Raw genomic sequence first — 26,616 nt, 5'->3', positions numbered from 1 at the left:
AATGTCCATACAAGCCTGTGCTGAGATTGTCCAAAAGGGCGACGAAGACCGGTTTCGCGCCACCATGGCCGCGCCTGTGGCCGCGCGCGAGGTGTTGTTTCCGATCCATGCCTTTTGTCTGGAGGTCGCAAAAGCGCCCTGGGTGACGAAAGAAAGCATGATTGCGGAGATGCGCCTGCAATTTTGGCGCGATGTGTTGACCGAGAAAACCGAAGGCAAAGCCCCGCGCGCCCATGAGGTCGCCGCGCCTTTGGCTGCTGTGTTGGATGCGGCGTCGGCTGAGGCGCTGGACGCCACGGTGACGGCGCGGCAATGGGATATTTACCGCGATCCGCATGAAGACGCGGCGGCGCTGTACCGCTATCTCCACGCCACATACACGATCCCGCTACATGTCGCGGCGCGGCTTTTGGGGGCACCCGATACGGCGTCAAAAGCACTCAACAGTCTGGGCCAAGGCGGGGCTTTGGCGCGCTATTTCATGGCGATCCCGGCACTTGTCGACGCGGGACGGGTGCCTTTGCTAGATGGTCGGCCAGAGGCGGTGGCAACATTGGCGAAAGCCACGTTGGAACAGGCCCGTTGGGGCGCGCAGCAGCTTTCAAACCTTGGCAAATCCGCGCGCGCGCCGATGATCGACGCGGTGATGATGTTGCCAGTCCTGCGGCAAGCGGCGAAAGACCCAAGCGTGGTCTTGGAGGGACGTTTGGGGCAGGGGCCCGCGCGCAAATCCCTGCGCTTGGCAGTTGCGTCTCAGTCGCCGACATGGGGCTTTTTCTAAAGCAATTTTTTCTGAGTGTAGTCCAACACATAGACCCGGATCGCGGAGGCCAGACCACTGTCCACGCCGCGGGTTTCGTCAATTTCGGCGGCCAGCACATTGATCGGTAGATCACGCTCTTTGGCGATGGCGCGAAAGGCACGCCAAAATGCATCTTCGAGCGACACAGAGGTGCGGTGACCGTGCAGCGTCAGCGAGCGTTTGACAGGCCGCGCACTCATCTGTCGTCTTTCTTGTGGGCGTCCAAAAGGGCCTTGGCTTTGGCGGTTTGCGCTTGTTCGAGCGCCTTTTGCGCCTTGCTGCGCCCGAATTTCACCGCATTTTCATCGGCCAATGCACGCCTGTCCGCTCGGGCCTTGGCCTTGCGGAACTGATTGAGATTGGCGACGTTTTTTTCGGTGCTCATGGCGGCAATCTATCCCATGCGCAGGTCATCGCCAAGATCAGATACGAAAGCCCCGTTCAACGCGGTGGAGGAACGGGGCTGGCGTGTTTCGATGGCTGATGACTTACATGCGCTGAAGCGGCACGCGCACACCAATGCTCACGACTTGATTGTCCACGTCGAATTTCAGCGGGGTGACCGGAGACTGTCCACCATTAATCGGGGTGCTGCCACCCTGAGCTGTGCCAAAATTATAGTAGCGATAGCTGGCTTCCAGGATGACGGGCCATTGGCCGGGTTTGGTGACCTGCCAACTGGCGCCAAAGCCCAAGGAGTAGGCCAGGCTGGTGGAACTGTCGCCCTCAAAGCTGCGATCAACCCCGGTCGACAGGCTGTCATTGGTCCGGGTCCACTCTCCGACTTTGTTGTTGGCAAGGCCAAGCCCGACGACGACAAACGGATTGAAGGTGGTGTTTTTGCCGGCGCCTCAAGCGGCGAATAATAGAGGCTGCCCATCAGAGCGCTGGTGTCCAGCGTGGCCGAGGTGATATCGGCATGAGTGGCGCAATCCGACCCGTCGGAGGCCGAGGCGCAGGGGCCGCTGACGCTCATCGATTCGGAAAACGTCATCCCCAGATCGAAGCGATAGCCATTCATCCAGTCAAAGCCCATCGCCACGGTGCCAAAACTGCCATCTTCGCCGCTCAGGTCAAAATTGACTTGTGGGTCAGAGGGATAGCCGTGGGGTTGCCACGATCCGTCATTGATATCCGTGGTGGCCATGCCAAATTCGGCACGCAGATAGGGACCGTAGGTGACACTGGCAAGACCTGCGCCGGGAAGGTTGTCGGGCGCGGCGGTCAGTGGGGCCGTCATGGCGGTGGTCAACGCGACACTCAAAGCGAGCGGTGCAAGGCGGGATAGGTGCGTGATCGGTTTCATAGGTGCTCCATAGACTCTTATCTGTTCATTAAGGGCAATGTCTGTCTTTGGGGAAGGCCCCCAATGGGGGCCTCTGTTTTGTTGTTTGTGATCAGATCGACGGGGTTTAACCGTGACCTGCAAGCACTGCGATGCGAATGGCCTCGGCATTGGCCGCAAGATCGGCGGCATCAGCGGCGCTCATCGGCACACCAAGAATGGTCGTGACGGCGATCACAGTGTCGGTCGAAATCGGGACGGTCTTGTCAGAGGCGACCCCCAAAAGGGCGGCCAAAACCGTATCGACATTGTTTGTGACACCGCTGGAGGCCAATGGGGAGTCCCCTTCGAGATAGGCCTGGAACAAGGCCAGACTTTGCAGCGGGCTGTCGATGATCACGGTGTCATCCCAATTGAGCGACAACTCGGCGATCATGTCGGAGAGGTTGAGATTATAGAACTCAACCGCATCGCTCGACAGTTCCGCAAGCGCCTCTGTCAGCGCACGATCCAACACATGTTCGGGTGAACGGGCCACGTTGAGGCGACCAATTTCAACTTCTGGGATGCCTTCGTTGGCCCAAACCGGCCCACCAGCCCCTGCGTTGGAACTGTCTTGATTGGCGCGCGGGCCTGCACCTTCAGAGTCTTCGCCCGGCCCGCCTTGGCCAGATCCCTGTGCACCGGTGGATTGGCCGCCATGACCTTCTTTCCCGCTGTTGCCGGAATCGCCATCGCCAGAGCCAGCGTGTGGGCCTTTTTGTCCACCGTCTTCCCCGTCTTCGGCCGCATAGGCGGGTGTCACAATATCTACACTCATTACATAGGCCGTGGTACCGACCAAAGCCGCACTCAATGCCAAAATGGACAAAGCACTCATAAGTTTAGATTTTTTGGATGTGGCAAAATATGTCATGTTATCCTCCCCGGAGTCATATGATGTCCAATACAGATGTGGAGCGCTGTCCACTCTTTCTTGCCTTGGACGATATCATCATCATAGATCACTTGCGTAAAACTACCTTGATGCCGATCAATGTAAAACAATGTTGTTTGATAGAGATTTGCATTTTTGCATGCATTGTCTTTTATGCATCACCTATGCATCAGTTGCATAACAGCGGGAAAGAATGCCTGCCTGCTGTGGAATATTGCACAGAATGTTGATTTCGTCAGGGTAAAAGCTCGGTCGATCCGATCGTCCGCCTGTGACGCCGTGGTCCGGCCGGAACAGATGATCGGGCGCAAGGCTGATCCGCTACGCGCGAAACAGCGACTCCCTACGCAGAAACCCCAACAAAATAAAGTGAAGGCGATCTTCGGGTCGCCTTTCGTTTTTGGCGACGGAAGGCGGCTGCGCCGTGCGTATCAGAGGCTCCATGAAACAGGAGAACCACATGAAAACCCTTCTTGCCGCCCCGCTTCTCATCACCCTCGCTCTGCCCGCCACGGCGCAGGGCCGCTTTCCGGTCGAGGACATCGCCAAGGATCTGGGCCTGACCAAGCAAGAGCTGACCCAATGTTTCAAAGCCAACCGTCCCTCGCGCGAAGAGATGAAAGCCGCGAAACAACGCTATAAAGCCGGCGAGGTCGTCGCCCCCGAGGGCGCACGTCCGGAAATGGTCGCCTGCGTGCAGACCCATAACCCGGAGATCACCACTGCGCGATACGAAGAGGTGATGCGCTCCTACGCGCCTCAAAACTAACGGCAAAGCGAAAGCCGCCTGCCGGATGACCCGCGGGACTGTGATCGCGCGTGAGTCCTAAAACCGCGAAATCATCGCGAAATCACCACAAAATCTATGACGGTCTGGCGGCCTATAACGTCGCCAGATTTTCACATCCGCCGCTGCTGCGCCCAGCTTGGGCACGGGGCACCGCTTTCCGCGATGCCCTGCTCGCTGACATTAGCCTTTCGGGCCGATCATCTGTTCCGGGCGCACCACGGCGTCAAAGGTGGCTTCATCGACAAAGCCCAAAGCAATGGCTTCTTCTTTCAATGTGGTGCCGTTTTTATGCGCGGTTTTGGCAACTTTGGTGGCGTTGTCATAGCCGATGGTCGGGGCCAGGGCGGTGACCAGCATCAGGGACTCGTGCAGAAGTTTTTCGATGCGCGGTTCGTTGGCCTCGATACCCACCACCATGTTGTCGGTAAAGGCGGAGGCGCTGTCGCCCAAAAGCTGCATGGATTGCAAGACGTTATAGGACATCATCGGGTTGTAAACGTTCAATTCGAAATGACCTTGCGAGCCCGCAAAACCGACGGCGGCGTCATTGCCCATGACATGGGCGCAGACCATGGTCAGTGCTTCGGCTTGGGTCGGGTTGACCTTGCCCGGCATAATGGACGAGCCCGGTTCGTTTTCCGGCAGGATCAATTCGCCCAAACCACAGCGCGGACCAGAGCCCAAAAGGCGGATGTCATTGGCAATTTTGAACAGCGAGGCGGCGACGGTTTTGAGCGCGCCGGAGAACATCACCATGGCGTCATGGGCGGCCAGCGCTTCGAATTTGTTCGGCGCGGTCACAAACGGCAGGCCAGTGATCTCGGCCATGTTTTTCGCCACGGCTTCGGCCCAGCCCTTTTGGGTGTTGAGACCGGTGCCCACGGCGGTGCCGCCCTGTGCCAATTCGTAGATCGCGGGCAGGCACATCTCAACGCGCTTGATGCCCATGCGGACTTGGTGGGCGTAGCCGGAGAATTCCTGGCCCAAGGTCAGCGGGGTCGCGTCCTGGGTATGGGTGCGGCCGATTTTGATGATGTCTTTAAAGGCGTCGGCTTTGACTTCAAGCGCTTTGGCCAATTTGGTCAGACCCGGCAGCAACACGTCGCGCGCCTGCATGCCGATGCCGACATGCATCGCGGTCGGGAAGGTGTCGTTCGAGGACTGGCCCATGTTGCAATGATCGTTCGGGTGAACCGGCTTTTTCGACCCCATTTCGCCACCGAGCATTTCAATCGCGCGGTTCGAAATCACTTCGTTGGCGTTCATGTTGGACTGGGTCCCGGACCCGGTTTGCCACACCACGAGCGGGAAGTTGTCGTCGAATTTGCCGTCGATCACCTCATTCGCTGCGGCGACAATTGCATCGCCCAACTCTTTGGACAGGTTGCCCTGCGCCATATTTTCCATCGCACAGGCCTTTTTGACCACACCCAGCGCGCGGATGATTGGCACCGGCTGACGTTCCCAACCGATCGGGAAGTTCAGGATCGAGCGCTGGGTTTGCGCGCCCCAATATTTGTCGCTTGGAACTTCGAGCGGGCCAAAGCTATCGGTTTCGGTGCGGGTGGTGGTCACGGGGGTGGACATGGGGGGATCTCCCTTGGTGCAATGCCAAATATTGCCTCGGCTATACGCGCTCAGGGGGGCTCATGCAATGTATACGGACGCATACATCCCCATGGTAGCGCTAAAAGATCGCCGGGTTTGGGAGGTGACACGTCTAAATTGGCTGACGCGTGTATTCAAACACCCGCGCGGGTGGCAGATTGGCCCAGATCGTGCCCTTTTTGCGCGCCGTGATGCCGTGCTGACGCTGCATGTCCGGTTCGATCGGCGAACTGAATGCATAGGTGAATTGGGTAAAGACGCCGCCCGGACGCAGGGAGGCGAAGACTGAGGCGAGGATGCCGTCTTGCAAGGTAGGGCGGTTGAGCAACGGCACGCCGGACAAGACCGCGCCGACATTGGGGGACAGAACGTGATGGATTTCGGTCGCGGAGCGGTTGAGCACCTGAACGCCGGGAAATTTGCTGCGCAGATCGTCGCAAAAACGGGCGTTCAGTTCAAACAGGGTGAGCCGCTCGGGCGCCACGCCGCGTTCCAAAATCGCGCGGGTGAACACGCCGGTGCCCGGCCCGATTTCAACGATAGGCCCGTCAATGTCTTCAAGCCCCGCCGCCATGACCCGCGCCATCGCCGAAGAGGAGGGCGCAATCGCGCGCACATCGTCGGGGTTGCGGATCATCTCTCCAAGGAAAACAGCAAAATCGCGTGGCATGTGGCTCTCCTCTGGCGTGATGCTGAGATAGCAGTGCCCATCGCCGCGTAATCTGACAAGGGGGGAGCCGATCGCGTTACGTAAAATTCACGAAGCTGTTTCGCGGCTGTTAAAAAGGGGCCGCGCGGCCGGTCTATTATTTGCGAAACTTGTCGAGCGAGACGATTTCCGCCTCTTTCGGCCCGTCCGTTGCGGTGCCGGATGTGTCGGCCTCATCTTTGCGCTCGAAACTTTTGACTTCGGCGTCATGGGGGATCTCGTCTCCCTCCATCTCTTCGACATCATAATCCTGGGTCTCAAAGCGCAGACCAAATTCCACCGACGGATCGACAAAGGTGCGGATCGCGTCATAGGGGATGTACAAAGGCTCCGGGCTGTCGCCGAAATTCAATGTGATCGCCACGCCATCGTCGGTAACGTCGAGATTGTCGAACCAATGCTGAATGACGATGGTCATTTCTTCGGGATAGCGATCCGAGAGCCAATCAGCCAATTCCACATCCGGGTGCATGGTGTCAAAGGTGATAAAGAAATGATGGTCCCCCGGAAGGCCGTCTTTGGCCACGCCGTCCAGCACCTTACGGATCAGACCACGCATCGCGTCATGCATGAGGTTCCCGTAGTCGATGGTTTTGGCCATCTGTGCATCCTTTCTGTGTCTCCTGTGGTGCAGCATACGAGATTCTGCGGCTAAGGAAAGAGGTCATCAAAGGACAATATGAAACGCGAGGCCTGTCAGGGCCACGAGGGCCAGCACAGTCATCAATCCGCGCTTGAACGCAAAGAGCAAAACCGCCGCCAGCACCATGAGGGCGAGGGCCTTGAGGTTGAGGCTCTGCAGCATCGGCAGATCGAGGCGCACAGGCCCGGCCTGTACCCGTGTGGTTTGGGCAAAGAGCACATGCAGGGTGAACCACCATGACAGCGAAGCGATGACGCCCACCACGGCGGCGGTGATCGCCTTGAGCGCGCCGGAGAGCCTTGGGCGGGTGCTGATCCAGTCGATGTAAGGGGCACCCGCGAAAATCCAGAGAAAACAAGGCACAAAGGTGACCCAAAGCGTCAAAGACGCGCCGATCACGCCGCCCCAAAGGCCCAAAGGGGTGGCCGCCATATAGCCGACAAACTCGGTGACCAAAATCAGCGGTCCCGGCGTGGTTTCGGCCAGCCCCAGGCCATCAAGCATGGCCTCGGGCGTGAGCCAGCCCTGGTTGTTGACCACCTCTTGGCTCATATAGGCCAAAACCGCATAGGCACCGCCAAAGGTCACCACGGCAAGGCGGGAGAAAAACAAACCGATTGCCAAAAGCCGCTCTTGGCCCGTGGCCCAAAGGCTGAGCAAGGGCGCGGCCCACAGCGCCCCCCAAATGACGAGCGTGCGGGGCAGGTGGTGGGCTTTGGGCGCGGCGTGGATTTGGACCTCTGCGGGGGGAGCGGTGAGCGCGCCGACGAGCGCGGCTGCCAAGACGATCACCGGGAACGGCACGGCAAACACCGCAATCAGCACGAAAGACATCACCGCCAAAGCCCAACGATCCACCCGCCCCAAGGCCTTTTTGCCCAAGCGGAACAGGGCTTGCAGCACGATCAGGGTCACTGTGGCTTTGACGCCTAAAAACAGCGCCTCGGAGAGGGGCAGGTGGCCGAAATGGGCGTAAAGCGCGGCCAAAATCAACATGACCAATGCGCCGGGGAGGACGAAAAACAGCCCCGCAATGACACCGCCGGGCACGCCGCGCAAACGCCAGCCGCAATAGGTGGCAAGCTGCATGGCTTCTGGGCCGGGCAACATCATGCAAAAGGACAGGGCGGAGAGAAATCCGTCCTCGTCCATCCAGCCACGGTTCTCGACCACTTCGCGGTGCATCACCGCGATTTGTGCCGCCGGTCCGCCAAAGGACAACAGGCCAATGCGGGCAAAGGCTTTGAGAAAGTCGGGCAGGGGTGTTTGGGGCAGGGGCGTCATCCGGGCGCTCGCGTTAGTCCGGGCGTCATGTCCGGCACGCCTTTGGTAAACGCCCCTGCGTTTGGGTCAAGAGTTAGATGCTCAATTTGCCAGTGCCAGGCGCACCAAACCGCCGGTTTCGCCCTCAAGCACGCCATGCTCCGCCGAGGTCGGTTTCAACATCGCCTCAACCAAGACCGGCACCGAGGTCCAATAGGGGATGTACCATTCCTGATCGACCTCCAGGATCAACACCTCGTCCTTGGCCGCATCATAGGCCCCGATGACGGAGACATGCGGGCCGTCCCAATCGCCGGTGACGACGCCTTGGTTGAAATAGATCATCATTGCGTCTTCGGCGCTCTGTTCGTTGAGTGTCAACCACTCGCGCACGGTGGCAAGCGTGGCTTCCGAGGCGTCAGTGGGTTTAAAGGCGCTGACCGTATAGCTGTCGAGACCGGCCGCTATGAGCGCCTTTCCGGCATAGGTCTCAAGCTCGGCAAAGGTCACACCATCGCCGCCCTCGGCGGAGATGTCGGACCAATGGGCGTCGCCAACGCGTTCCAACAGGTCAGGCTGGGTCATCACCGTGTCTTCGGCATTGGTGGGCAGGCCGGAAAGCCCGTTGACCGCCCCCGTGATGGCGGCGACCGAGCAGGCGGAGGTGGTGAATTGCATTTTCACATAGGGCGCGAAGGCCCAGTAATCGGGCGCGGGCGTTTGGCGCAGATAGTCCGTGGCCTGCGTGATGGGGGTCGCGTTTGGCCCGAGTTTCGGCAGCGGTGCGTCTTGTGCGCTCAGGGGCAGGGACGCGAGCGTTGCAAGAGCCAGAGGAAGAGCAAGGAATTTGGTCATGGATCACCTATGGAAAGACGCCGGACAGGCGATGATCTACCCCGGATGCGCCTGATAGAGATGGCGCGTTTGAGCATTGCTTTTAGGGTAGACAAAGGGCCCGGCTTGATCACTTTTGATCAAATTTCGCGCAAGGCAAGAAAAATCGTATTCTGGGCTCTGCGCAGCTTCTGAGCAGCTCAGGCTTAGCCTAAAGATTCACCCGCAAGGCAGAGCGCCACTGTGTTGGGCGGAAGGTTGCCCATTTGTTCAAAATAGCTGACAAAATCAAAGTTGTTATAGGCTTCGCAGATTTTGCCATCCTTGGTGCGGATCATCACCTGACCCGAAATGGAGACCGGTTTCATGTCCATCGCGCGTTTTGCGTTGAGGCGCATTCGGACCCACGCCCGATCGCCCTGTTCCATCGAATCAAGAATGTCACAGGACACATCGCGCAGCGCATGAAGGACGGCGGGGACGAGGACGCGAAAATCCTCAAGCTCGGCGGCAAGATCGGTCATCAACCCGGAGGCGGCACCAGAGATGCCGAAATAGTCGTCAATGGCGGATAAATCGCCCTGAACCCAGACCCGTTCATACCATGCTTTCAGCAGTTCAACGCCGTTCATTTTCTCATCCGCCTCTGTCCATGACCTTTAAAAACTATGGGCGCAAACCCTAAAGGATTGGTTTAAATCCAGACGAATTTACAAATTGACCTAACGTCAAGTTTCTTATCCGGCAGAGAGGGGGAAAGTGCAGGTTTCTGTTGCCAGGTACCTGCGAACCCCGCCTTAAGTCGCTAAACCTAAGGACTTAGTTTTCGATTTTTCGCACAGCTTACGCTGCGAGAGCCATCGGAGCTTTGTTGTCATTTGCAACTAGCTTTAGTGTACCGATAACGGTGGTAACTCACCGAAACAAAGCAAACCCCTTTAGACGTCCGTCGATCCTATTTCGTCCCCATGATCCAAATCGCCAAGGCCTCAAATGAAGGTCCAAACCGATGGGTGTATGGTGGAGACGCCGGGTACCGCCCCCGGGTCCGATCCGCGTATTACGAGCGCGTTTATGTCCATAGTCCGGTTGCCCGAACACCTCATACCTAAGCGGTTCCGGGGCCGGGTTCAAGAGGGGCAGAAGAGGGATGGCCTCGATCAAACGCAAAACGCCGCCCCGAAAGGAGCGGCGTTTCTTTTGGGGGGTGCTGAGACCGGCTTAGAACCCGGCTTTGATTTTCTCAAAGGCCTCGGATTGCTTTTCGCGCAACTCAATGGACATCGGCAATTGGGCCAGAATCGGGGCGTCAATCGGCTCAAGGCCAGCATCGATCAAGGTTTGATCGCCCAAAGTGGCAAGGCCTTTAAGGTTCGGCGTGCCGTAACCCGCCTCCATCAAAGGGGCCGCGTTGGCGACATCCAAGAAGCCGTTGATAAAGTCATAGGCCTTGTCTTCCGAGCCGGGAGCGTCTTTGAGGTTCACATAACCGCACAGCCACAGCGACGAGCCTTCGGTGGCTTGGCGTTGAAAGCCGATCGGGAACTCTTCTCCAACCATGGTCGGGTAGGTTTCGTTCCAGGCCCAGGCCACCAACACTTCGCCCGTGGCCAAAAGTTGAGCCAATTCGCCCGGATCGGTCCAATAGGTGCGCAGGTTCGGGTGGACTTCGCGCAGCCAGTCAGAGGCGGCTTCAAATTGCTCATCCGTGGCGTTTTGCCAATTGGTCGTGCCGGTCGCCAGATAGGCGAGTGCATAGGCGTCATCGACGTTGTCTGGCAGGGTCATGCGGCCTTCGTATTTCGGGTTTTTGAACACCTGAAGCGAGGCGACGTCTTCGGCGGGCACCTCATCCATGTTATAGGCGATGGCGGTGGAGCCGAAATCGGACGGGATAAAATAGGACGTCGCCGCCGCCGTATCTGCACCCAACAGATTGCTGTCGAGGTTGGCATAATCGGTGATTTTGGAGGTGTCCCAAGCTTCCAGAATGCCACTTTCGACCCATTTCATCACCGATCCGGCACAGACATGGCTGACGTCGGCCTTAAAGCCGGAGACGAGTTTTTGCAGCGCTTCGTCTTCCTCGCCAAAGAAGGCAAACGACGGCACGTCGCCGTTTTTCTCGATATATTTGGTGTGGAAGTCGGCGTTTTCAAAACCGGAGTAATCAAACACAAGCAGATCTGCGTCTTCCGCAAACCCCGCGCCCGCGAGCGTGGCAAGGGCCGTTGAGGCGCACAGAAGTTTAAAGCTGTTCATTGGGTCGTCTCCCTAAAGTGGACCAATTTCAGTGATCGACGCTATCACGGGTTTTGACTTGTGCAAGGGGGAGAGAGGGCCGGTTTGGGCTTTTTCTATCGCTTTGCTGATAATTTGATCAAATTAGATGCGGGCGCCGGAGTTTTTCTGCGCGTGCAGCGATTCGGTGGCTTCCGCTTGACGCAGCGTTACGGTGCAAAGCGCGTTCAAAAGCTGGTCGATCAGCGCCGCATCGCGGGCCTCAAGAGCATCCGTGATCCGAATGTGCAGCGCCACAATTTCTGCCCTGTCGCGGTTGCGAAAAGTGATCATATTCATCAAGGGCTGCATCCCTTCGACAGCTCCCGCCAAATGCCAGGACAGGACCGGGTTGCTGGCGCCATCGACCAAAGCCCGGTGAAACGCCACATCCGAGGCACAAAACGCTTCGTCTGAGAGGCCAGGTTGTGATTGGCGGGTGATTTCAGCCCGCATTGCGGCCAAATGATCGACGTCACGGTTTTGCGCCGAAAGCGGCGCGCAGCCGCGCTCAAGCGCAAACCGGGCGCGGCAGGCGGTGGCAAAATCCACCTCATTGAGGCTGAGCAGCAGCGTCGCTGTGGTGGCCAATTGGCTGTAGGCCTCGGGATAGGACAGCCGATGGACAAAGGCCCCACCGGACGCGCCGCGTTTGGTGCGGATCAGGCTTTGGGCCGCCAGCCGTTTCAACGCTTCGCGCACGGTTGGGCGCGAGACGCCATAGGTGTCCGACAGCTCCGCCTCAGACGGCAACCGATCATCCGCCACCAAATCCCCGGACAGGATCGCATCGCGAATGGCCTGCGCGATTTGGGCGGAAAGGTCTTTTTCAGCCGTTTTTTGCTGCGATTTTGAATTGTCAGACATTTGTCTTGCGCTCACGATTTAATTGTCTGACATTTATGGGGAGACTCAGCGCCGCGTGCAAGAGCCTCTGGCGCGCCCAGCGGTGCAAAACGGCCATTTCGACAAAACGGGAGAGACATATGTTTAAAGCTCTGGTGATGGAACAAGGCGAGGACGGGCTGGCTACGGCCCAGATCAAACAGATCGACACGGACGCGCTGCCTGAGGGCGATGTGGTGGTCAATGTTGATTATTCCACCCTCAATTACAAAGACGGGCTGTGCCTGTCGCCCAAAGGCGGCGGTTTGGTCCGCAAATATCCGCATGTGCCGGGCATTGATTTCTCTGGCACGGTCGCAAGCTCTGACAGCCCAGATTTCAAACCCGGCGATCCGGTGGTTCTGACCGGCTGGCGCGTTGGCGAGGTGCATTGGGGCGGCTATGCGCAACAGGCGCGGGTCAAATCCGATTGGCTGGTGCCGCTGCCGAAAGATCTGAGCACACGCCAAGCCATGGCGGTCGGCACGGCGGGTTTTACCGCGATGTTGGCGGTGATGGCATTGGAGGACCACGGGTTGAAACCGGGGCAGGGTCCGGTTTTGGTCACAGGGGCGTCGGGCGGTGTCGGCTCGGTTGCCACCGCGATCCTCGCCCATCTCGGCTATGAGGTCGCCGCCGTGACCGGACGCCCCGAGAGCGCGGACTATCTGCGCGATCTGGGCGCGACCCAAATCGTGGCGCGCGAAGAGATCAACGAGGTGGTCAAACGCCCGCTCGAGACCGAGACATGGGCGGGCTGCGTCGATGCCGTCGGCGGCGAGATGTTGGCGCGGGTCTTGGGCCAGATGAAATACGGTGGCTCCGTCGCCGCTGTGGGCCTTGCGGGCGGCGCGGCTTTGCCGACGTCAGTGATGCCGTTTCTGTTGCGTGGCGTGAACCTTTTGGGCATCGACAGTGTGATGCAACCGAAAGAGGCCCGCCTGCGGGCTTGGGCACGGATCGCCACCGATCTGCCGATGGAGAAACTCGAAGAGATGGTCCATCCTGCCCGGCTCGAAGACCTGCCGGAGCTTGGGGCGTCGATCCTCAAAGGCGGGGTCAAAGGTCGGGTTGTGGTCGATCTGAACGGCTGATCGGCGGAGGCCTCAAAACGGTGTCATCCGCATCCGCGCTCGCGGTGTGACCACCAGCAAAAGGATCAGCGCAATCAGCGAACAGGCCATCATCGCCGCCACCATCGGCAGGGGCGTTCCGTCAAAGAACGGCCCTGCGGCGGCGGTCATGATCCCGCCCGCAACCATCTGTAACGTGCCGCCCAATGAGGAGGCCAGCCCGGCAATCTCGCCATGATCGTCCAGAGACGCAACCATGGCGGTTGGGATGATCAGGCCGACAAAGGCAAAGGTGGCGACAAGCCCGGCCACCATGACCCAAAACGTGCCAAAGCCGGCAAGCACCAGTGCAAACAGCGCCAGCATCGAGGCGGCATAACCAAACACGCCAAGACTGATGATCTTCAACGCCCCATGTTTGCGCATCAGCCCCGGTGCAATCTGTGACGCGCCAATAAAGCCCATGGCATTGACGGTGAAGGCCAAAGAGAACTGCGCCGGTGTCAGGCCGAAGCTCTCGGTGTAGACAAAAGACGCCGAGGCGATAAAGACGAAAAATGCCGACATCGAAAAGGCGCCAATAAAGGTCAGGCCCAAAAACACCGGATCGTGAAACAGCGTCCGGGCCCCGCGCGCCATCGCGCTCAGACTGACCTTGACGCGCTTGTCTTTCGGCAAGGTTTCGGGCTGCAACAGGGCCGTGATGACAAAGGCCACGATCCCGGCCACCGCCATCGCCGCAAAGATGCCGCGCCACCCGGTCATGAGAATCAAGCCAGAGCCTGCCAGCGGCGCAAACATTGGCGAGACCGAAAACACCAACATCACCAAGGACATCAACCGGGTCGCTTCATAGCCGCGATATTGATCGCGAATGATCGCGCGGGTCACCACCATGAGCGAAGCCGCGCCCGCCCCCTGAATCATCCGGGCGGTGATCAGCGCAGTAATCGTCGGCGCAAGCGTGGCCGCAACAGACCCCGCAATGAACAAAGCCAAGCCGATATAGATCGGCACTTTGCGACCGGCCTGATCGGCCAAGGGGCCATAGATCAACTGCGACAGACCAAAGGCCATGAAATAAAGCGAAATCGTGCCCTGCGTCGTGCCGACACTGGCACGAAGATCCGCCGCAATCGCCGGAAGCGCGGGCAGAAACATGTCGATGGCAAAAGGCCCAACGGCAGAAAGAAGGCCCAAAACAAGGGCGCTTTTGAACAGCGGAGACATGGGGAGACCTTCATTCGGGAGGGCGAGGGTGCTGTGTGAGAGCGGTCGCGGGTCAAAATAGGAGAAACTGGCCTGAGCCACCTGTAAGTTTCGGGCGCTTTGCCCCTCTGGTCAATCTGCGAAACTGTCGGTAAGCCTGTTGAAAAATGTAGAATATGGGACCCGATCATGATGGACTTTGCAACCTTGATGCCCTTCGCGCTGTTGATCGCCGTCATTGGCGCGTTTGCCGGTATCCTGGCCGGGCTTTTGGGCGTCGGCGGCGGCATCGTCTTGGTCCCGGCGTTTTATTATGCCTTCGCGGGCCTCGGCTATGGCTCGCCACAGTTGATGCAAATCTGTCTGGCGACCTCATTGGCCACCATCATTGTCACCTCGATCCGCTCGGTGCTGTCGCATCACAAAAAGGGTGCGGTGGACTGGTCGATCCTGAAAAGTTTCGCCCCCGGCATCGCCATCGGCGCCGTGGTGGGCGTTTTGGTCGCCTCAAGCCTGCGCACCGTCACGCTTCAGATGATTTTTGGCGGTGTCGCCGTGTTCATCGGCCTCTATATGGCCTTTGGCAATGCCGCATGGCGGTTGGGCTCCGAGATGCCCAAAGGCCTCATGCGGGGGGTCATTTCGCCGCTGATCGGGTTCTTGTCGGTGCTGATGGGCATTGGCGGCGGGTCTTTTGGCGTGCCGACAATGACACTTTACGGTGTGCCGATCCACCGCGCAGTTGCCACCGCGGCGGGCTTTGGTGCGATCATTGCCATCCCGTCAGTCATCGGTTTTCTCTTTGTCGATATCCCGGCGGAGGTCACACCGCCTTTCACCATCGGGGCCGTAAACATTGCGGCCTTTCTTGTGGTGATCTCAATGACACTCATCACCGCGCCTTTGGGAGCGAAAATTGCCCATGCGATGGACCCCAAACCGCTCAAGCGGGTGTTTGGTGGTTTCCTGATCCTCGTTGCACTCAATATGCTGCGTAAGGCGATGATGGGGTGAGTATTTTCGCTGTCATGAAGCCCGTCTTCATTGCAGGCCAAATACTCTCCAAAAATCAGGTAATCTGACGTTTCAGTCGCGCGGCCCGGCCGCCACGGCGCGTGGTCGGGGCAGGGGTGCGGTTCGGCAAATCCGCCATGATCTCCTGCCGCGCCTCGGGCGTCAGCCGTGACCAATCGCCGATTTCCTCAATCGAGCGCGCGCAGCCGAGGCACAGCCGTGTCTCGGGATGGATTTGACAGACCTTGGTGCAAGGGCTCTCGATCTCGTCACGGCGCCAAATCTCGTCGCTCATCGCAGCCTCACATATGCCCGAGCCGGTCCAGCGCGCCCTGAAGGATCACGCCAGCGGCGACTTGGTCGATTTTTTCGGCCCGTTTGGCACGCGACATATCGGCTTCCAACATGGCGCGGTCTGCAGCCACGGATGAGAGGCGTTCGTCCCAAAAGGTGATCGGAATCTCGGTCAGCTGCGCCAGATTGCGGGCAAAGGCGCGGGTTTTTTGACAGCGCGGGCCTTCGGAGCCATCCATATTGCGCGGCAGGCCCAAAACGATGCCGCCGACTTCGCGTTCTTTGAACAGGGCCAAAAGCGCCTCGGCGTCCAGGGTGAATTTCTTGCGACGGATCGTGGTCGTTGGTGAGGCGACCGAGCGCAGCCGATCCGAGATCGCAACGCCGATGGTTTTGTCGCCAAAATCCAACCCCGCCAATGGGGCCATGACGGGCAGGGCGGTTTTAAACTCTGCCATATCATCGGTGATCAGCGCGCTCATTCGACAAATCCCGCGCGTTCGGCCCCGCCGCGCACCACGGCCAGTTTGGCCGGGTCGGCACCAAAGATCACCTGCGCCTCGCCCCAGATCGCTTTGGCTCGTTCCGTGTCGCCCAGCATCGCCAGCGAGGAAATCAGCCGCGCCCATTCTTCCGGCGTGCCGCCCTCATTGGCCAGACGGGCAGACAGGCCTTCGACCATGCCGCGGATCATCTCTTGGCGCTCTTGCGGCGTCATGTCGGCGGCGTTTTCCATGTCTTCTGCCGAGGGGCCTTTCAGACCATCGTTGGCGGGCGGCAGGGTGTAGCGGATGCCCGCAGCCTGAGCCACGGCTTCGATTTGCTCGCGAATGAGTGGCAGCCAAGGATCGGTCGGCTCAGAGCGGGTCAACAGCGGTTGCCAGAGGCGAAAGGTCATATCCGGGCGGTCGTTTTGGGCAAACATCAGACCGGAGAAAAACACGGCGATGCCATTGTTTGGATCGCGTTTGAGCGCGTTGGACAGGGCCGTTTCGGCCTCTGGCGAGACAAAGCCACCGGCCGCCAAGATCATCATATTGGCCATTTGCGCATAGTCTTCGGCGGTGGCCTCCGCGCCTTTGATGCGGATCACCTCGCTTTGCGCCAAATAAGCCTCGCGGAAATTGCCGATATTGGCCTCGTTGCGGGCCAACAACATGTGGCCTTCAAGCTCGTCCGGGCGCGATTGCAACGCCGCACGCAATTTGATCACAAGATCAACCAACTGCTGGTCTGCCTGTTGCGCCATCGGTGTGGCCGGGACTTTGGCTTCGGCTTCGTCCTGGCTCATCCGCGTGGCGCGGATTTCGTCGGCCAAGGCAATCCGGTGCGCAAGGGGCAGATCTTCGTATTTCGGTTGCCCGAGGTCGCCATAGAGCCAGACCCCGCCGCCCAAAAGGGCAACGGCCAAAGCGATGGCGCCCCAAAGCGTGCCTTTGGGCGCACCGGCTTTGCCGCCCTGATGCTCTTTATCGGCCTCAAGCATCCGGCGCGACACTTCGGTGCGGGCGCGTTTGGCATCATCAAGCGAGAGCACCCCGCGCGCCAGATCGCGTTCCACCTCTTTGAGCTGGTCGCGGTAGACTTTCATTTCGATCTCGGCGGTCGAGGTGCTTTGCGCCCCCATTCCACGGCCACGGCGCAGCACAAGAGCGATGGGAGCGATAGACAAAAGGGCTATGGCAGTGGCGATGATCCAAAAGGTCATGTCAGGGTCCATGTAAGGCAGATGTGATGCCCAGCTTTACCCGTCCGCTGCCTGTCGTGAAACCCCCAATGACGCAGGTGTGACCGGATGGCTCAGGGGATGTTCTGATCCTGCGGTGGCTGTGACGTAAGATACTGAATAGGTCGCGTCATCACGGGGACATAACAGAAAACCCAAATCCCCGAAATCCGACCTTCTATGCGCCTCTGATCATTGCTTCACAGCGGGTGTTCGCCGGTTTTGCAAATGAGTCTAAACATTCGCCCTTGACCCCGGACCGCTCCCGGCTCAGGTATATGTCCGACAGAAACGCACAACTTCTGAAATGGAGGCCCTACAATGGCATTCGAACTTCCCGATCTTCCTTACGCTCACGACGCTCTGGCCGATCTCGGCATGTCCAAAGAGACGCTTGAGTATCACCATGACATGCACCACAACGCCTATGTGACCACTGGCAACACGCTGGTTGCGGGCACCGAATGGGAAGGCAAATCTGTCGAAGAGATCATCAAAGGCACTTACGATGCCTCTGCTGTGGCCCAATCCGGCATCTTCAACAACGCCTCCCAGCACTGGAACCACAGCCAATTTTGGGACATGATGGGTCCGGGCGAGAAAAAAATGCCGGGCGAGCTTGAAAAAGCCCTGGTTGAGGCATTTGGCTCGGTTGACGAGTTCAAAAAACAATTCTCCGCCGCCGGCGCAGGTCAGTTTGGCTCCGGCTGGGCCTGGCTTGTCAAAGACACTGATGGTGCTCTCAAAGTCACCAAGACCGAAAACGGCGTGAACCCGCTTTGTTTCGGTCAAACCGCTTTGCTCGGCTGTGACGTGTGGGAGCATTCCTACTACATCGACTTTCGCAACAAACGCCCGGTCTACCTGTCGAACTTCCTCGACAAACTGGTCAACTGGGAAAACGTTGCCTCCCGGATGTGATCGGCGCATGTGATCTTTGCGTTCATCATGGATTTGAAAGGACGTCCCTCGGGGCGTCCTTTTGCGTTTGGCGGGTTTGCTTTGGGGCGGTGGACAGGTGCTGCGCAGTTTGTCACATAGGCTCAATATGACGAAGGAGCGCATGACATGACCCCATTGCCAAACGCATGGACCCTTGATCCCGACACGCTGGCCGAGGCCGTGGCGCTGCGCCATGAGTTGCATCGTTTCCCAGAGGTGTCTGGCACCGAATTTGAAACGGCCAAGCGGATCGCGGCGCGCATGGGGGCCTTCGGGGCCGAGGTGGTCGAGGGTTTGGGCGGCACCGGCGTGGCGGCGGTGTTTGGGCCGAAAGATTTGCAGGGCGGGACAACGCTGATGATCCGGGCTGAACTGGATGCTTTGCCAATCTTGGAGGCCGAAGGGCCGGAGTATCGCTCAGAGGTTGAGGGCGTCGGGCATCTGTGTGGTCATGACGGTCATATGGCGATCTTGTTTGCCGTGGCCTCGGCTCTGTCGCGCCACGCTCCGGAAACCCGCGTGGTGTTATTATTTCAACCCGCCGAGGAAACCGGGGCGGGGGCGCGGGCGGTTTTGGACGATCCCAAATTTGCCGCCTTGCAGCCTGATATGACAATTGCTCTGCACAATCTGCCAAAGCTGCCTTTGGGCGCTGTCGCATTGCAAGAGGGCCCGGTGGCCTGTGCCTCCAAAGGGCTGCATGTCGCTTTCACGGGCCAAACCTCCCACGCGGCCCGACCCGAGAATGGCCGCTCTCCGGGGCTGGCTTTGGCGCGGCTGATCCCGGCGCTTGCGGCCCTGTCGCGCGATGTGCCGACAGAAGACCCGCGCTTTCGCCTCGCCACCGTGACCCATGCCCGGCTTGGCGTGCCGTCTTTTGGCATCAGCCCCGGCGAGGCAGAATTACAGGTCACGCTGCGCACATTGCTTAATGCGGAAATGGAGACCCTTGAGGCCGAAGCGCGGGCCTTGATTGAGGCGGAAGGCGCAGAGTTCGCCCCGGTGATCACCGTGCATGACCCGTTCAGCCATTCGGTCAACGCGCCCGCCGCCACAGCGCTTTTAGAGAGTGCCACGCAGGGTCTGCCGCGCGTCAAAGGCGCGATCCCGATGCGCCCGTCCGAGGATTTTGGCCTCTTTGGCACCCAAATCCCCGCCGCCATGCTGTTTTTAGGCTCAGGCGTCGATCAACCGGAATTGCACAACCCGGATTTCGATTTCCCCGATGCTCTGATCCCGATCGGGGCAGAGATTTTCCTCCGTGCGATCCAAGCGTTTTCTGTTCCGCTCTAAATCCTAGCCCCTGTGCGGATTTAGAGCGTTGCCATCGCGCAAAATCCACGCTTTTTGAGGCCCATGACCGACACTCAAAAAGGCCTCGTTGCCCTGATCCTCGCACAGACCCTTTGGGGCCTGTCGCCCCTCTATTACAAAGCGGTGGCGGATGTGCCAGCCTTTGAAGTGCTGGCGCATCGCACGCTTTGGACCTGTGTGTTGTTTGGCGGTTATTTGGCCTATCAGGGCCGTTTGCACGACCTGCTGACCCTGATGCGGGGGCCAAAGCTGCGCTATGTGATCCCGGCCTCGCTTTTGATCTCGGTGAACTGGGGTCTGTTCATCTATGCGATCCAATCCGGGCAGGCGCTTGAGGCCTCGTTTGGCTATTACGTCTTTCCGCTGGTCGCCACGTTGATCGGCATGCTGGCCTTTCGCGAGCGGCTGCGCGGGTTACAAGTTCCGGCTATTCTTTTGGCGGCGCTGGCCGTGCTTGTCTTGGGGATCGGGCTTGGGGCTTTGCCGTGGTTGGCGCTGTCCTTGGCGATCACCTTTGCCAGCTACGGCGCGATCAAGAAATCCCTCGACGCCGGGCCGATCCTGTCGGTGACAGGCGAGGTGGTGCTTTTGGTGCCCATCGCCTTGGCTTATTTGATCGGGGCGGAACTGTTCGGCTGGGGCGGCAGTGTGGCGCAACCGGCGGGGGCGTTTGGCCATTCCCTGTCTGGCAGTCTCCTGTTGATCGCGGCCGGGTTGGCCACCGGCGTGCCCTTGATCTTTTTCGCCACAGCCGCGCGGCGTTTGCCGATGACGGTGGTCGGCATGGGGCAATATTGGAACTCCACGATCCAATTCGGACTGGCCGTTTTGATCTTTGGCGAACCCTTCACCCACTGGCACGCCATCGCCATGCCGCTGATCTGGAGCGCTCTGGCGCTCTATTCGGTGCAAGCGATCCGGGCGGAGTCTGCAGCGCGAAAGCTGCGGCGGGCAGGGTGAGGGGGACGCACTGGCTTTGGCCGATGCGCGGGTTGTTTACTGAACGATGATCTCGGACAGAAGCGCCCGTTCCATGCGCTGGAAAAAGGCGGACAGCTCTTGGTCCATCCCCGCCCAATCCATCTGAGCCGCGTCAAGAGCCGGGGCAGGGTGACCCGCTGCCGCCACCACATCCAGACGATAGCGTGTGGGCGGGTGGGTGCTGTCGATCCGGTGTAGCAACATCATGGCCTCCGCATTGAGGGCATTGGCTTTTTCAGAGATGGGGGCCGCTATGGCGCGGGCCATTTTGTCAAAGACCGCGATGTGTTTTGAGCCATCAAAATAGGTCTGCGTGAGCGCCTCTTCGGCCAAGGGCGAGAGAATGAGCTTTCGCAACAATTCGGTTTTGGCCGCTGTCCCTGCCACCGATGCGGCCGCAAGATCGGCCAAATATTCGGCCCTTTGACTGTCGGCAAACATCAGGGTTTCAAACCCGCGCGACAGGGCCGCAATCGCAGTGCCACACAGAAAGCCAAACACCTGATCGATCAGACCACGGTCTTCAAAATAGAAACGGCTGTTGGTTGCCCCATCTATGAGCATGGGCGGGTGAGAGAGATCCTGCCAGCGCGCCAACGTGCCAAGGGCGGCATAGCTCAGCCGCCCCCGCGCCGGATCATGGTTGATCAAATGCCCGATTTCATGGGCAAGCAGAGCCACGCGTTCAGCGGGCTCAAGCGCCAGCCAAAGCGGCGCGCCGAGGCCCAAGATCCGCTCCGTCTTGCTATATTCGGCCATATAGGCGTTCACTTCAGCAAGGACATGAACGCCGTCGATCCTGGGCGCATTCATCTGTGCACAGATGTCATCAAGCACACCGAACACCTTTGGCGCATCGGGGCGTCGCAGTGTGGCTTTCGTGTTTTTATGCTTTGGCGTGCGCAAATAGTATCCGACAGCCACAAACAGGACGCCCGCGCCAATCGCCACGACACTCTCGTGGTGAACCACGATAAGCACGAGGCCCAAAGCGGCCACGCAAAAGGGGGTGCTGACAATCAACAGCGACAGAAGCATCACAGTCCACCGAAGTTTGCCGGGGCCCATGGGGCGGCCTATGCTGCGGCCCGTGCTGCGATCCTGTGAGACGTCTTTTAAAACGGCGTCCCGAATGGCTTGGCCAAAGCGATGGTTCAATTGGTCACGATAGGTCACGGAAATGCTCAGGTTACCCCGCCTCACTCGGAAATGCGATCTGCTACGGCATCTATTTGATTTGAAGTGGGTTTGTCATTGGAAAATGAGGCGGCCAAATGTTCAAGCCTGCTGCGCGCCGCAGTCATTTTCCTCCTCACCCCACGCATCACGAGCGAAAAAATCGCAGCAGGCTGATGCCCGCATCCGTGAAATCCGCGAGGCGCGCCAGAATGTGTTCCGGTGCGAGGCCGGATGTTTGCCCCTCCGCCATAGAAATTCTTTCAACAAGCCGTATCAGGCGGCGTCGGTGAATGCCAAGCCGCGCTTGGATTGGGTCGGCGATGCACCCGGCGAAGGTGGTCACGAGAGAGGCGGTCATGGCCAATGCCACCCCCGTCAGCACGACGAACCAAATCGGCAAGCTCAGGGGGAAGACCCCGTACCAAAGGCTTCCCAATCCTGATCCAAGTGGGAAATGCGCGACGGCTGAGGCATGCGCGACATATTCCGACACTTTCGGGGTCAGCGAGGTCACACCCGGCGTGGCCGTCCCGAAGAGCAACAGCCCGGCCAAGAGGACAAACAACGATGTTGTGATCTCGGCAACGGCAGAGCGGACGCCGGTATAATCGGTGATCAATGCGCGGCTGTGTGGCGTCAGAGTGGCGCCCTCAAGCAGGTCGGTGGCGATGTCCGCCTCGATCACGCGTGCCACAGAGGTTTTGAGGAAAATCTGCCGCGCCTTCAGCCAAGCCTCCAAACGGCTAAACCCCGCCAGACGTGAGGCGACCGCCGCCAATCCGACCAACAAGAACACCGGCGCAAGGGCCACGTTGATGGGCGCACGCAACAGATCCCACCCGAATGCGACGCGATGTAGCCGGAGGGTCGCGGCCAAGTGGAAGTGGCTGCGCACAAAGGCATCGACCCTCTCCTGTATGGCCTGCGCGGTGTTTTCTATCGGCTGTTGCATCGGGGCCATTCGTTTTGGCGTGTCATCACAGTATCTCCCAGATCGCGCGGGACTGAAAGGGGGAGCAACTGGCAAGGCCGACACCTTTGCGTGTGTGCCGATGACCTGTGTGCAGTGCGCGACCACCGACGTAGGGGCCTTTGGACGCCGCGCACCGAAGGTGCTTTTGTCGCGTTGCTCACGTCCTGCAAGCGCTTTGATCTGAGGCTGCTGTTAGAGCCGCGGTCCGGCCTGCGCAATCCGCTTGGTCTGGGCCTTGCTCCGCGTGGCCCGCCTTATCCCCGAACCGCCCTCAATGCCGCAACCAACTCTTCCACCGTTTCGACCGTTTCAAAATAGCTTGATGTCGACATCGGTGCGAAGCCTTCGGAAATGATGTGCTCAATCAGGCCTTCGAGCGGTTTCCAATAGCCGTCGGTGGACAAAAGAAAGATCGGTTTGTCATGCAGGCCGATTTGTTTCCAGGTCAGCACTTCGAAAAACTCGTCCAAAGAGCCCGCGCCGCCGGGCAGGACGACGATGGCATCCGAGTTCATGAACATGACCTTTTTGCGCTCATGCATGTTTTCGGTGATCACGAAGGTGGTCAAATCGCGTTTGCCGACCTCTTTGGGCAAAAGATGCGTCGGGATCACGCCAAAGGTCAAAGCCCCCGCACTCTGCGCCGCGCGCGCCACGGCCCCCATCAATCCGACATCGCCCGCACCATAAACCAAACGCCAGCCTTCATCGGCCAAAGCGCGGCCAAAGGCGGTGGCGGCGGCTTCATAGTTGGGCGCGCCGCCCGCGCGCGAGCCGCAATAGACACAGACGGAAAAGAGCGAGGTTGTTGAAGAGGCGGCGGTTGTCATGACGCGTACTTTCTAAAGCGTTTCCAGGAACATCTGAGGCAGGTTTGACTGGAAACGCTGTGGGACATGTCAGCCTCGTCAGGGGGGCGCCGAAAGCCAGTGCGGACGGGCTTTGCTTGAAACGCTTTGAAAAAGGAAGTCTTTGACCCTTGTTAGCCCCCTTGCTAGGCTGTCTCAACCCTTGTCAAAAGCAATGTGGTGGTGCTTTGGTCGCGCGGTCATACTGACCGGGCCAAACTCTGCTTGGCGTGTTGGGCGTGGGATATGGGGATGAAGGACACAATGGGCAAAACGCAGGGATGGATGATGCCCGTCGCCGCAGTGGTGGCGATCGGGTTGGTGGCAGGGATCGGGTACACATTATATGTGGCCTATCCCGGCGGCGGTGCGCCGGGCGCGCCAGCGGCGTTGACCTCTGAGATCGGGATCTCTGACGGTGGGACAGGGAGGGAGGCGGCGGACACGGTCGCGCCCGAAAGCCCCGAAAGCCAAGCGCCAACGGACCAAGAGATCGCGCCCGCAGGCATGGTACAGAGCTATCCGGCCTTCGATCTTGTGCGCATTCCTCCCGATGGCTTGGCCACGGTGGCCGGACGCGCCGAGGCGGGGGCTGAGGTGGCAATCTTGGTCGATGGTCAAGAGGTGGCGCGCACATCGGCCAACGGCCGCGGCGAATTTGTCGCCTTGTTCGATCTCGCCGGGAGCGATAGCCCGCGCGAAATGCGCCTGCGCAGCGGGGCGAATGCGGACACACCAGACGGCAGCGAAAACGTGTTGGACAGCGCCGAAAGTGTGATCATTGCACCCTTTGCTGCGGTGCCGGACCTTGATGTCAGCACCGAGAGTGCCGCTGTGGCGGTGGATGGCGTCCCGGCGGAAACGGGCGCGGCACAAAGCGAACCGGGGGATGCGGCCGCAGCCTCCGCCACGGGAGGTGCCGTGGCAACGTCGATTTTGCGGACCGCCGAGGCTGGGGCGACTGGTGAGACTGCTGAACCGGGGGAACAGTCACAGACCGATCCCACACCAGAAAACACGGCAGAAAGCACAGCAGAAAACGCAAGTGTCCCACCAGTTGCCCCCACAGTGATGATCGCGACCGATGAGGGCGTCAAAGTGTTGCAACAGCCGGGCACTGAGGCGGGAGACTTGCGCATTGATGCGGTGACTTACGATCCCGAGGGGCGGGTGTTTGTGTCTGGGCGTGGCGCGCCGGGGCAGAGTGTGCGGCTCTATCTCATGGAGGCGCTCAAGGCCGAGGCTTCGATTGGCGCGGATGGGCAATGGCGGCAGGAACTGAGCCATGTGGCTCCGGGGCGCTACAGGTTGCGCGCCGATCAGGTGGACGCGACAGGGCAGGTCACACAGCGCGCCGAAATCCCGTTCCATCGTGAAGATGTGGCGGTTTTGGCGGGGACGTCCGCGGGGGATGCGGCGGTACCGATTGGGCAGACGAGCGCGCCCCTTGAAGCCCCGCTCTCCAAACCGACCCCAGCCGCAGCTCCAACCCCGGCCCCAACTCCGGCCCCGGCCCCGGCCAAACGCATCATGTCTGTGACCGTTCAGCCCGGCAATACGCTTTGGGGGATTGCCTCGGCAACCTATGGCGATGGGGTGATGTATGTGCGGGTGTTTGATGCCAACAAAAGCCAAATTCGCGATGCTGATTTGATCTATCCGGGGCAGATTTTCGTTTTACCTGAGTGATCCGATCAGGTGTGAGACCGAAGGCACAGCAGGCTGTGCGGCATCGGGGCTTGTGCCCGGCGGTGGTCTGCGCGATTGTGTCGCTCGCTTTGAAACATGCCACCGAAAGGCAGCCCATATGCGCGGCAACCGCCCGATGACCACCACCGAAGGCCCGAAAAATGGATGGGCGGTGATCCGTGCCGTGATCCCGTATTTTTGGCCCAACGCAGGTCCAAAAGCCGAAGTCCGTGCCACCAAAATCCGGGTGATCATCGCCTTGGTGTTTTTGATGGCGGCGAAAGTTGTCACCGTTGGCACGCCTGTGTTGTACAAAGCCGCCGTCGATGCTTTGGCCGGGGACGCCAAATCGGCGGCCTGGATGTTGGGCATGGGGGCGGTTGGGTTGACCGTCGCCTATGGCATGGCGCGGCTGATGTCGAACGGGTTCAACCAGTTGCGCGATGTGGTCTTTGCTCCGGTGGCGCAATCGGCGCTGCGCAAATTGGCGCTTGAGACCTTCAATCACATTCACGCCCTCTCCATGCGCTATCACATTGCCCGCAAAACCGGGGGGCTTAGCCGGATTATTGAGCGTGGCACCAAAGGCGTGGCGTTTTTGCTGCGCTTTCTGGTGTTCAGTATCGGGCCTTTGGCGATTGAACTTGCTATGATTTTGGTGGTCGTCTCCTTTGCCTTTGGTGCCTCCTATATGGCCGTTTTGGCCGGGACGATCCTCGCCTATGTGGTCTTTACCTTTAAGGTCACGGAATGGCGGGTGAAGCTGCGCAAGGAGATGAACGACCAGGATACCGACGCCAATCAAAAGGCGATCGACAGTCTTTTGAACTTTGAAACGGTGAAATATTTCGGCGCCGAACAACGCGAAGCGGCGCGCTATGACAAAGCCATGGAAGCCTATGAAACGGCGGCGGTCAAAACCGCCTATTCGCTGGGGTTTCTCAACTTTGGCCAAAGCTTTTTGATCACAGCGGGGCTTGTGATCGTGATGGTCATGGCCGCGCTTGGGGTTGAAAACGGCACGATGACCGTGGGCGATTTTGTCATGGTCAACGCCTATATGGTGCAGATCACCATGCCGCTGAATTTCCTTGGGACGGTGTACCGTGAAATCCGTCAGGGGCTGGTCGATATGGAGGCGATGTTTGATCTGTTGCATCAACCCGCAGAAATCCTTGACGCGCCCAATGCGCCCGAGCTTCAGGTGGCGGGCGGGGCCGTGGTACTCAAAGAAGTTGAATTTCATTATGACCCGGCCCGTCCGATCCTCAAAGGCGTGGATATTGTCGTGCCCGCCGGGCGCTCTTTGGCCATCGTTGGCCCGTCCGGGTCGGGCAA

General features: G+C 59.3%; 28 protein-coding genes and 1 other RNA gene. 9 read left to right on the top strand and 20 right to left on the bottom strand.

Annotation, left to right across the window (positions count from 1 at the left end):
- Position 1: 1 nt before the first annotated feature.
- Complete coding sequence (locus C8029_RS17985; protein ID WP_009571199.1) at positions 2-781, top strand: squalene/phytoene synthase family protein; 780 nt, start codon at positions 2-4, stop codon at positions 779-781.
- On the opposite strand, the gene C8029_RS17980 is transcribed toward C8029_RS17985, so the two are convergent.
- From C8029_RS17980 to C8029_RS17965, 4 genes are all read right to left on the bottom strand, one after another.
- Entirely contained in the window at positions 778-1,002 is a 225-nt protein-coding gene (locus C8029_RS17980) for a ribbon-helix-helix domain-containing protein (RefSeq protein ID WP_009571198.1), read from the bottom strand. The genes C8029_RS17985 and C8029_RS17980 overlap by 4 nt on opposite strands.
- Positions 999-1,187 (bottom strand): DUF4169 family protein, encoded by a 189-nt coding sequence (locus C8029_RS17975; protein WP_009571197.1) that lies wholly within the window; start codon positions 1,185-1,187, stop codon positions 999-1,001. Before C8029_RS17975 ends, C8029_RS17980 begins: the two co-directional genes overlap by 4 nt.
- Positions 1,188-1,352: 165 nt before the next feature.
- Positions 1,353-2,108 carry a hypothetical protein gene (locus tag C8029_RS17970; RefSeq protein ID WP_152003433.1) on the bottom strand — a complete coding sequence of 252 codons (756 nt, stop codon included), beginning with the start codon at positions 2,106-2,108 and terminating at the stop codon, positions 1,353-1,355.
- Positions 2,109-2,214: 106 nt separating this feature from the next.
- Positions 2,215-3,003, bottom strand: coding sequence for a hypothetical protein (locus C8029_RS17965; RefSeq protein ID WP_152003432.1), 789 nt, complete (start codon positions 3,001-3,003; stop codon positions 2,215-2,217).
- A gap of 481 nt (positions 3,004-3,484) precedes the next feature.
- Here C8029_RS17965 and C8029_RS17960 point away from each other — a divergent pair, with 481 nt between their 5' ends.
- Positions 3,485-3,793, top strand: coding sequence for a hypothetical protein (locus C8029_RS17960; RefSeq protein WP_009571194.1), 309 nt, complete (start codon positions 3,485-3,487; stop codon positions 3,791-3,793).
- 201 nt (positions 3,794-3,994) lie between these two features.
- Here the strand turns inward: C8029_RS17960 and fumC are convergent, their stop codons facing one another.
- The 9 genes from fumC to C8029_RS17915 form a co-directional block, all read right to left on the bottom strand.
- Positions 3,995-5,389, bottom strand: a complete 1,395-nt coding sequence (gene fumC / locus C8029_RS17955; protein ID WP_152003461.1) for a class II fumarate hydratase — start codon at positions 5,387-5,389, stop codon at positions 3,995-3,997.
- Positions 5,390-5,534: 145 nt separating this feature from the next.
- Positions 5,535-6,092: a class I SAM-dependent methyltransferase gene (locus tag C8029_RS17950; RefSeq protein WP_009571192.1), complete on the bottom strand. Its 558-nt coding sequence runs from the start codon at positions 6,090-6,092 to the stop codon at positions 5,535-5,537.
- Between the two features lie 136 nt (positions 6,093-6,228).
- Positions 6,229-6,732, bottom strand: a complete 504-nt coding sequence (locus C8029_RS17945; RefSeq protein ID WP_152003431.1) for an SspB family protein — start codon at positions 6,730-6,732, stop codon at positions 6,229-6,231.
- Positions 6,733-6,798: 66 nt separating this feature from the next.
- Entirely contained in the window at positions 6,799-8,058 is a 1,260-nt protein-coding gene (chrA, locus tag C8029_RS17940) for a chromate efflux transporter (protein ID WP_152003430.1), read from the bottom strand.
- A gap of 81 nt (positions 8,059-8,139) precedes the next feature.
- The gene (locus C8029_RS17935; protein WP_009571189.1) at positions 8,140-8,892 is read right to left on the bottom strand and encodes a phytochelatin synthase family protein; all 753 of its coding nucleotides are present in this window, start codon (positions 8,890-8,892) and stop codon (positions 8,140-8,142) included.
- Between the two features lie 185 nt (positions 8,893-9,077).
- On the bottom strand, positions 9,078-9,503 hold the full coding sequence (locus tag C8029_RS17930) for a nuclear transport factor 2 family protein (RefSeq protein WP_009571188.1): 426 nt from the start codon (positions 9,501-9,503) through the stop codon (positions 9,078-9,080).
- A 126-nt stretch (positions 9,504-9,629) separates the two neighbouring features.
- Positions 9,630-10,009, bottom strand: a transfer-messenger RNA (tmRNA) gene (gene ssrA, locus C8029_RS17925).
- An 83-nt stretch (positions 10,010-10,092) separates the two neighbouring features.
- Positions 10,093-11,133, bottom strand: coding sequence for an ABC transporter substrate-binding protein (locus tag C8029_RS17920; protein ID WP_152003429.1), 1,041 nt, complete (start codon positions 11,131-11,133; stop codon positions 10,093-10,095).
- A 123-nt stretch (positions 11,134-11,256) separates the two neighbouring features.
- Positions 11,257-12,018, bottom strand: coding sequence for a FadR/GntR family transcriptional regulator (locus C8029_RS17915; protein ID WP_152003428.1), 762 nt, complete (start codon positions 12,016-12,018; stop codon positions 11,257-11,259).
- 119 nt (positions 12,019-12,137) lie between these two features.
- Between C8029_RS17915 and acuI the strand changes: the two genes are divergently transcribed.
- A complete protein-coding gene (acuI, locus tag C8029_RS17910) occupies positions 12,138-13,130 on the top strand; it encodes an acrylyl-CoA reductase (NADPH) (RefSeq protein ID WP_152003427.1) in 993 nt (330 codons plus the stop codon).
- Between the two features lie 12 nt (positions 13,131-13,142).
- On the opposite strand, the gene C8029_RS17905 is transcribed toward acuI, so the two are convergent.
- A complete protein-coding gene (locus C8029_RS17905; protein WP_152003426.1) occupies positions 13,143-14,339 on the bottom strand; it encodes a multidrug effflux MFS transporter in 1,197 nt (398 codons plus the stop codon).
- Between the two features lie 168 nt (positions 14,340-14,507).
- Here C8029_RS17905 and C8029_RS17900 point away from each other — a divergent pair, with 168 nt between their 5' ends.
- The gene (locus C8029_RS17900; RefSeq protein WP_152003425.1) at positions 14,508-15,332 is read left to right on the top strand and encodes a sulfite exporter TauE/SafE family protein; all 825 of its coding nucleotides are present in this window, start codon (positions 14,508-14,510) and stop codon (positions 15,330-15,332) included.
- A gap of 55 nt (positions 15,333-15,387) precedes the next feature.
- Here the strand turns inward: C8029_RS17900 and C8029_RS17895 are convergent, their stop codons facing one another.
- The 3 genes from C8029_RS17895 to ccmI are packed head-to-tail and all read right to left on the bottom strand — an operon-like array spanning position 15,388 to position 17,334.
- Positions 15,388-15,627, bottom strand: coding sequence for a DUF1289 domain-containing protein (locus C8029_RS17895; RefSeq protein ID WP_152003424.1), 240 nt, complete (start codon positions 15,625-15,627; stop codon positions 15,388-15,390).
- 7 nt (positions 15,628-15,634) lie between these two features.
- Positions 15,635-16,108, bottom strand: coding sequence for a Holliday junction resolvase RuvX (ruvX, locus tag C8029_RS17890; RefSeq protein ID WP_152003423.1), 474 nt, complete (start codon positions 16,106-16,108; stop codon positions 15,635-15,637).
- Positions 16,105-17,334, bottom strand: a complete 1,230-nt coding sequence (gene ccmI, locus C8029_RS17885; protein WP_009571179.1) for a c-type cytochrome biogenesis protein CcmI — start codon at positions 17,332-17,334, stop codon at positions 16,105-16,107. Before ccmI ends, ruvX begins: the two co-directional genes overlap by 4 nt.
- 339 nt (positions 17,335-17,673) lie before the next feature.
- Between ccmI and C8029_RS17880 the strand changes: the two genes are divergently transcribed.
- From C8029_RS17880 to rarD, 3 genes are all read left to right on the top strand, one after another.
- On the top strand, positions 17,674-18,273 hold the full coding sequence (locus tag C8029_RS17880; RefSeq protein ID WP_074639958.1) for a superoxide dismutase: 600 nt from the start codon (positions 17,674-17,676) through the stop codon (positions 18,271-18,273).
- Positions 18,274-18,420: 147 nt separating this feature from the next.
- Positions 18,421-19,587, top strand: coding sequence for an amidohydrolase (locus C8029_RS17875; RefSeq protein WP_152003422.1), 1,167 nt, complete (start codon positions 18,421-18,423; stop codon positions 19,585-19,587).
- A 63-nt stretch (positions 19,588-19,650) separates the two neighbouring features.
- Positions 19,651-20,568: an EamA family transporter RarD gene (rarD, locus tag C8029_RS17870; protein ID WP_009571176.1), complete on the top strand. Its 918-nt coding sequence runs from the start codon at positions 19,651-19,653 to the stop codon at positions 20,566-20,568.
- A gap of 36 nt (positions 20,569-20,604) precedes the next feature.
- Here the strand turns inward: rarD and C8029_RS17865 are convergent, their stop codons facing one another.
- The 3 genes from C8029_RS17865 to C8029_RS17855 all read right to left on the bottom strand — a co-directional run bounded on the left by C8029_RS17865 (position 20,605) and on the right by C8029_RS17855 (position 23,571).
- Positions 20,605-21,765, bottom strand: a complete 1,161-nt coding sequence (locus C8029_RS17865; RefSeq protein WP_152003421.1) for a M48 family metallopeptidase — start codon at positions 21,763-21,765, stop codon at positions 20,605-20,607.
- Between the two features lie 148 nt (positions 21,766-21,913).
- Positions 21,914-22,720, bottom strand: a complete 807-nt coding sequence (locus C8029_RS17860) for a DUF6635 family protein (RefSeq protein ID WP_152003420.1) — start codon at positions 22,718-22,720, stop codon at positions 21,914-21,916.
- A gap of 275 nt (positions 22,721-22,995) precedes the next feature.
- The gene (locus C8029_RS17855) at positions 22,996-23,571 is read right to left on the bottom strand and encodes an LOG family protein (RefSeq protein WP_009571173.1); all 576 of its coding nucleotides are present in this window, start codon (positions 23,569-23,571) and stop codon (positions 22,996-22,998) included.
- Between the two features lie 270 nt (positions 23,572-23,841).
- Between C8029_RS17855 and C8029_RS17850 the strand changes: the two genes are divergently transcribed.
- Both C8029_RS17850 and C8029_RS17845 read left to right on the top strand, forming a co-directional pair.
- A complete protein-coding gene (locus C8029_RS17850; protein ID WP_226946388.1) occupies positions 23,842-25,278 on the top strand; it encodes a LysM peptidoglycan-binding domain-containing protein in 1,437 nt (478 codons plus the stop codon).
- A 118-nt stretch (positions 25,279-25,396) separates the two neighbouring features.
- Positions 25,397-26,616, top strand: a 1,220-nt coding sequence (locus C8029_RS17845) for an ABC transporter transmembrane domain-containing protein (RefSeq protein WP_152003418.1), incomplete at its 3' end; no start/stop codon positions are given.

Source organism: Roseobacter sp. TSBP12 (assembly GCF_009129705.1).
GTDB classification, from domain to species: domain Bacteria; phylum Pseudomonadota; class Alphaproteobacteria; order Rhodobacterales; family Rhodobacteraceae; genus Celeribacter; species Celeribacter baekdonensis_A.
Note: the sequence above shows the minus strand (reverse complement) of the source record. Positions and strands in the feature narration are given on the sequence as shown.

Coding starts and splice junctions, on each gene's coding strand:
- C8029_RS17975 (WP_009571197.1), bottom strand. CDS start 1,187: ATGAGCACCGAAAAAAACGTCGCCAATCTCAATCAGTTCCGCAAGGCC.
- rarD (WP_009571176.1), top strand. CDS start 19,651: ATGACCGACACTCAAAAAGGCCTCGTTGCCCTGATCCTCGCACAGACC.
- C8029_RS17950 (WP_009571192.1), bottom strand. CDS start 6,092: ATGCCACGCGATTTTGCTGTTTTCCTTGGAGAGATGATCCGCAACCCC.
- C8029_RS17875 (WP_152003422.1), top strand. CDS start 18,421: ATGACCCCATTGCCAAACGCATGGACCCTTGATCCCGACACGCTGGCC.
- acuI (WP_152003427.1), top strand. CDS start 12,138: ATGTTTAAAGCTCTGGTGATGGAACAAGGCGAGGACGGGCTGGCTACG.
- C8029_RS17980 (WP_009571198.1), bottom strand. CDS start 1,002: ATGAGTGCGCGGCCTGTCAAACGCTCGCTGACGCTGCACGGTCACCGC.
- C8029_RS17880 (WP_074639958.1), top strand. CDS start 17,674: ATGGCATTCGAACTTCCCGATCTTCCTTACGCTCACGACGCTCTGGCC.
- C8029_RS17945 (WP_152003431.1), bottom strand. CDS start 6,732: ATGGCCAAAACCATCGACTACGGGAACCTCATGCATGACGCGATGCGT.
- C8029_RS17970 (WP_152003433.1), bottom strand. CDS start 2,108: ATGAAACCGATCACGCACCTATCCCGCCTTGCACCGCTCGCTTTGAGT.
- ccmI (WP_009571179.1), bottom strand. CDS start 17,334: ATGACCTTTTGGATCATCGCCACTGCCATAGCCCTTTTGTCTATCGCT.
- ruvX (WP_152003423.1), bottom strand. CDS start 16,108: ATGAGCGCGCTGATCACCGATGATATGGCAGAGTTTAAAACCGCCCTG.
- C8029_RS17850 (WP_226946388.1), top strand. CDS start 23,842: ATGAAGGACACAATGGGCAAAACGCAGGGATGGATGATGCCCGTCGCC.
- C8029_RS17900 (WP_152003425.1), top strand. CDS start 14,508: ATGATGGACTTTGCAACCTTGATGCCCTTCGCGCTGTTGATCGCCGTC.
- C8029_RS17915 (WP_152003428.1), bottom strand. CDS start 12,018: ATGTCTGACAATTCAAAATCGCAGCAAAAAACGGCTGAAAAAGACCTT.
- chrA (WP_152003430.1), bottom strand. CDS start 8,058: ATGACGCCCCTGCCCCAAACACCCCTGCCCGACTTTCTCAAAGCCTTT.
- C8029_RS17895 (WP_152003424.1), bottom strand. CDS start 15,627: ATGAGCGACGAGATTTGGCGCCGTGACGAGATCGAGAGCCCTTGCACC.
- C8029_RS17920 (WP_152003429.1), bottom strand. CDS start 11,133: ATGAACAGCTTTAAACTTCTGTGCGCCTCAACGGCCCTTGCCACGCTC.
- C8029_RS17855 (WP_009571173.1), bottom strand. CDS start 23,571: ATGACAACCGCCGCCTCTTCAACAACCTCGCTCTTTTCCGTCTGTGTC.
- C8029_RS17985 (WP_009571199.1), top strand. CDS start 2: ATGTCCATACAAGCCTGTGCTGAGATTGTCCAAAAGGGCGACGAAGAC.
- C8029_RS17965 (WP_152003432.1), bottom strand. CDS start 3,003: ATGACATATTTTGCCACATCCAAAAAATCTAAACTTATGAGTGCTTTG.
- C8029_RS17930 (WP_009571188.1), bottom strand. CDS start 9,503: ATGAACGGCGTTGAACTGCTGAAAGCATGGTATGAACGGGTCTGGGTT.
- C8029_RS17935 (WP_009571189.1), bottom strand. CDS start 8,892: ATGACCAAATTCCTTGCTCTTCCTCTGGCTCTTGCAACGCTCGCGTCC.
- C8029_RS17960 (WP_009571194.1), top strand. CDS start 3,485: ATGAAAACCCTTCTTGCCGCCCCGCTTCTCATCACCCTCGCTCTGCCC.
- C8029_RS17905 (WP_152003426.1), bottom strand. CDS start 14,339: ATGTCTCCGCTGTTCAAAAGCGCCCTTGTTTTGGGCCTTCTTTCTGCC.
- C8029_RS17860 (WP_152003420.1), bottom strand. CDS start 22,720: ATGCAACAGCCGATAGAAAACACCGCGCAGGCCATACAGGAGAGGGTC.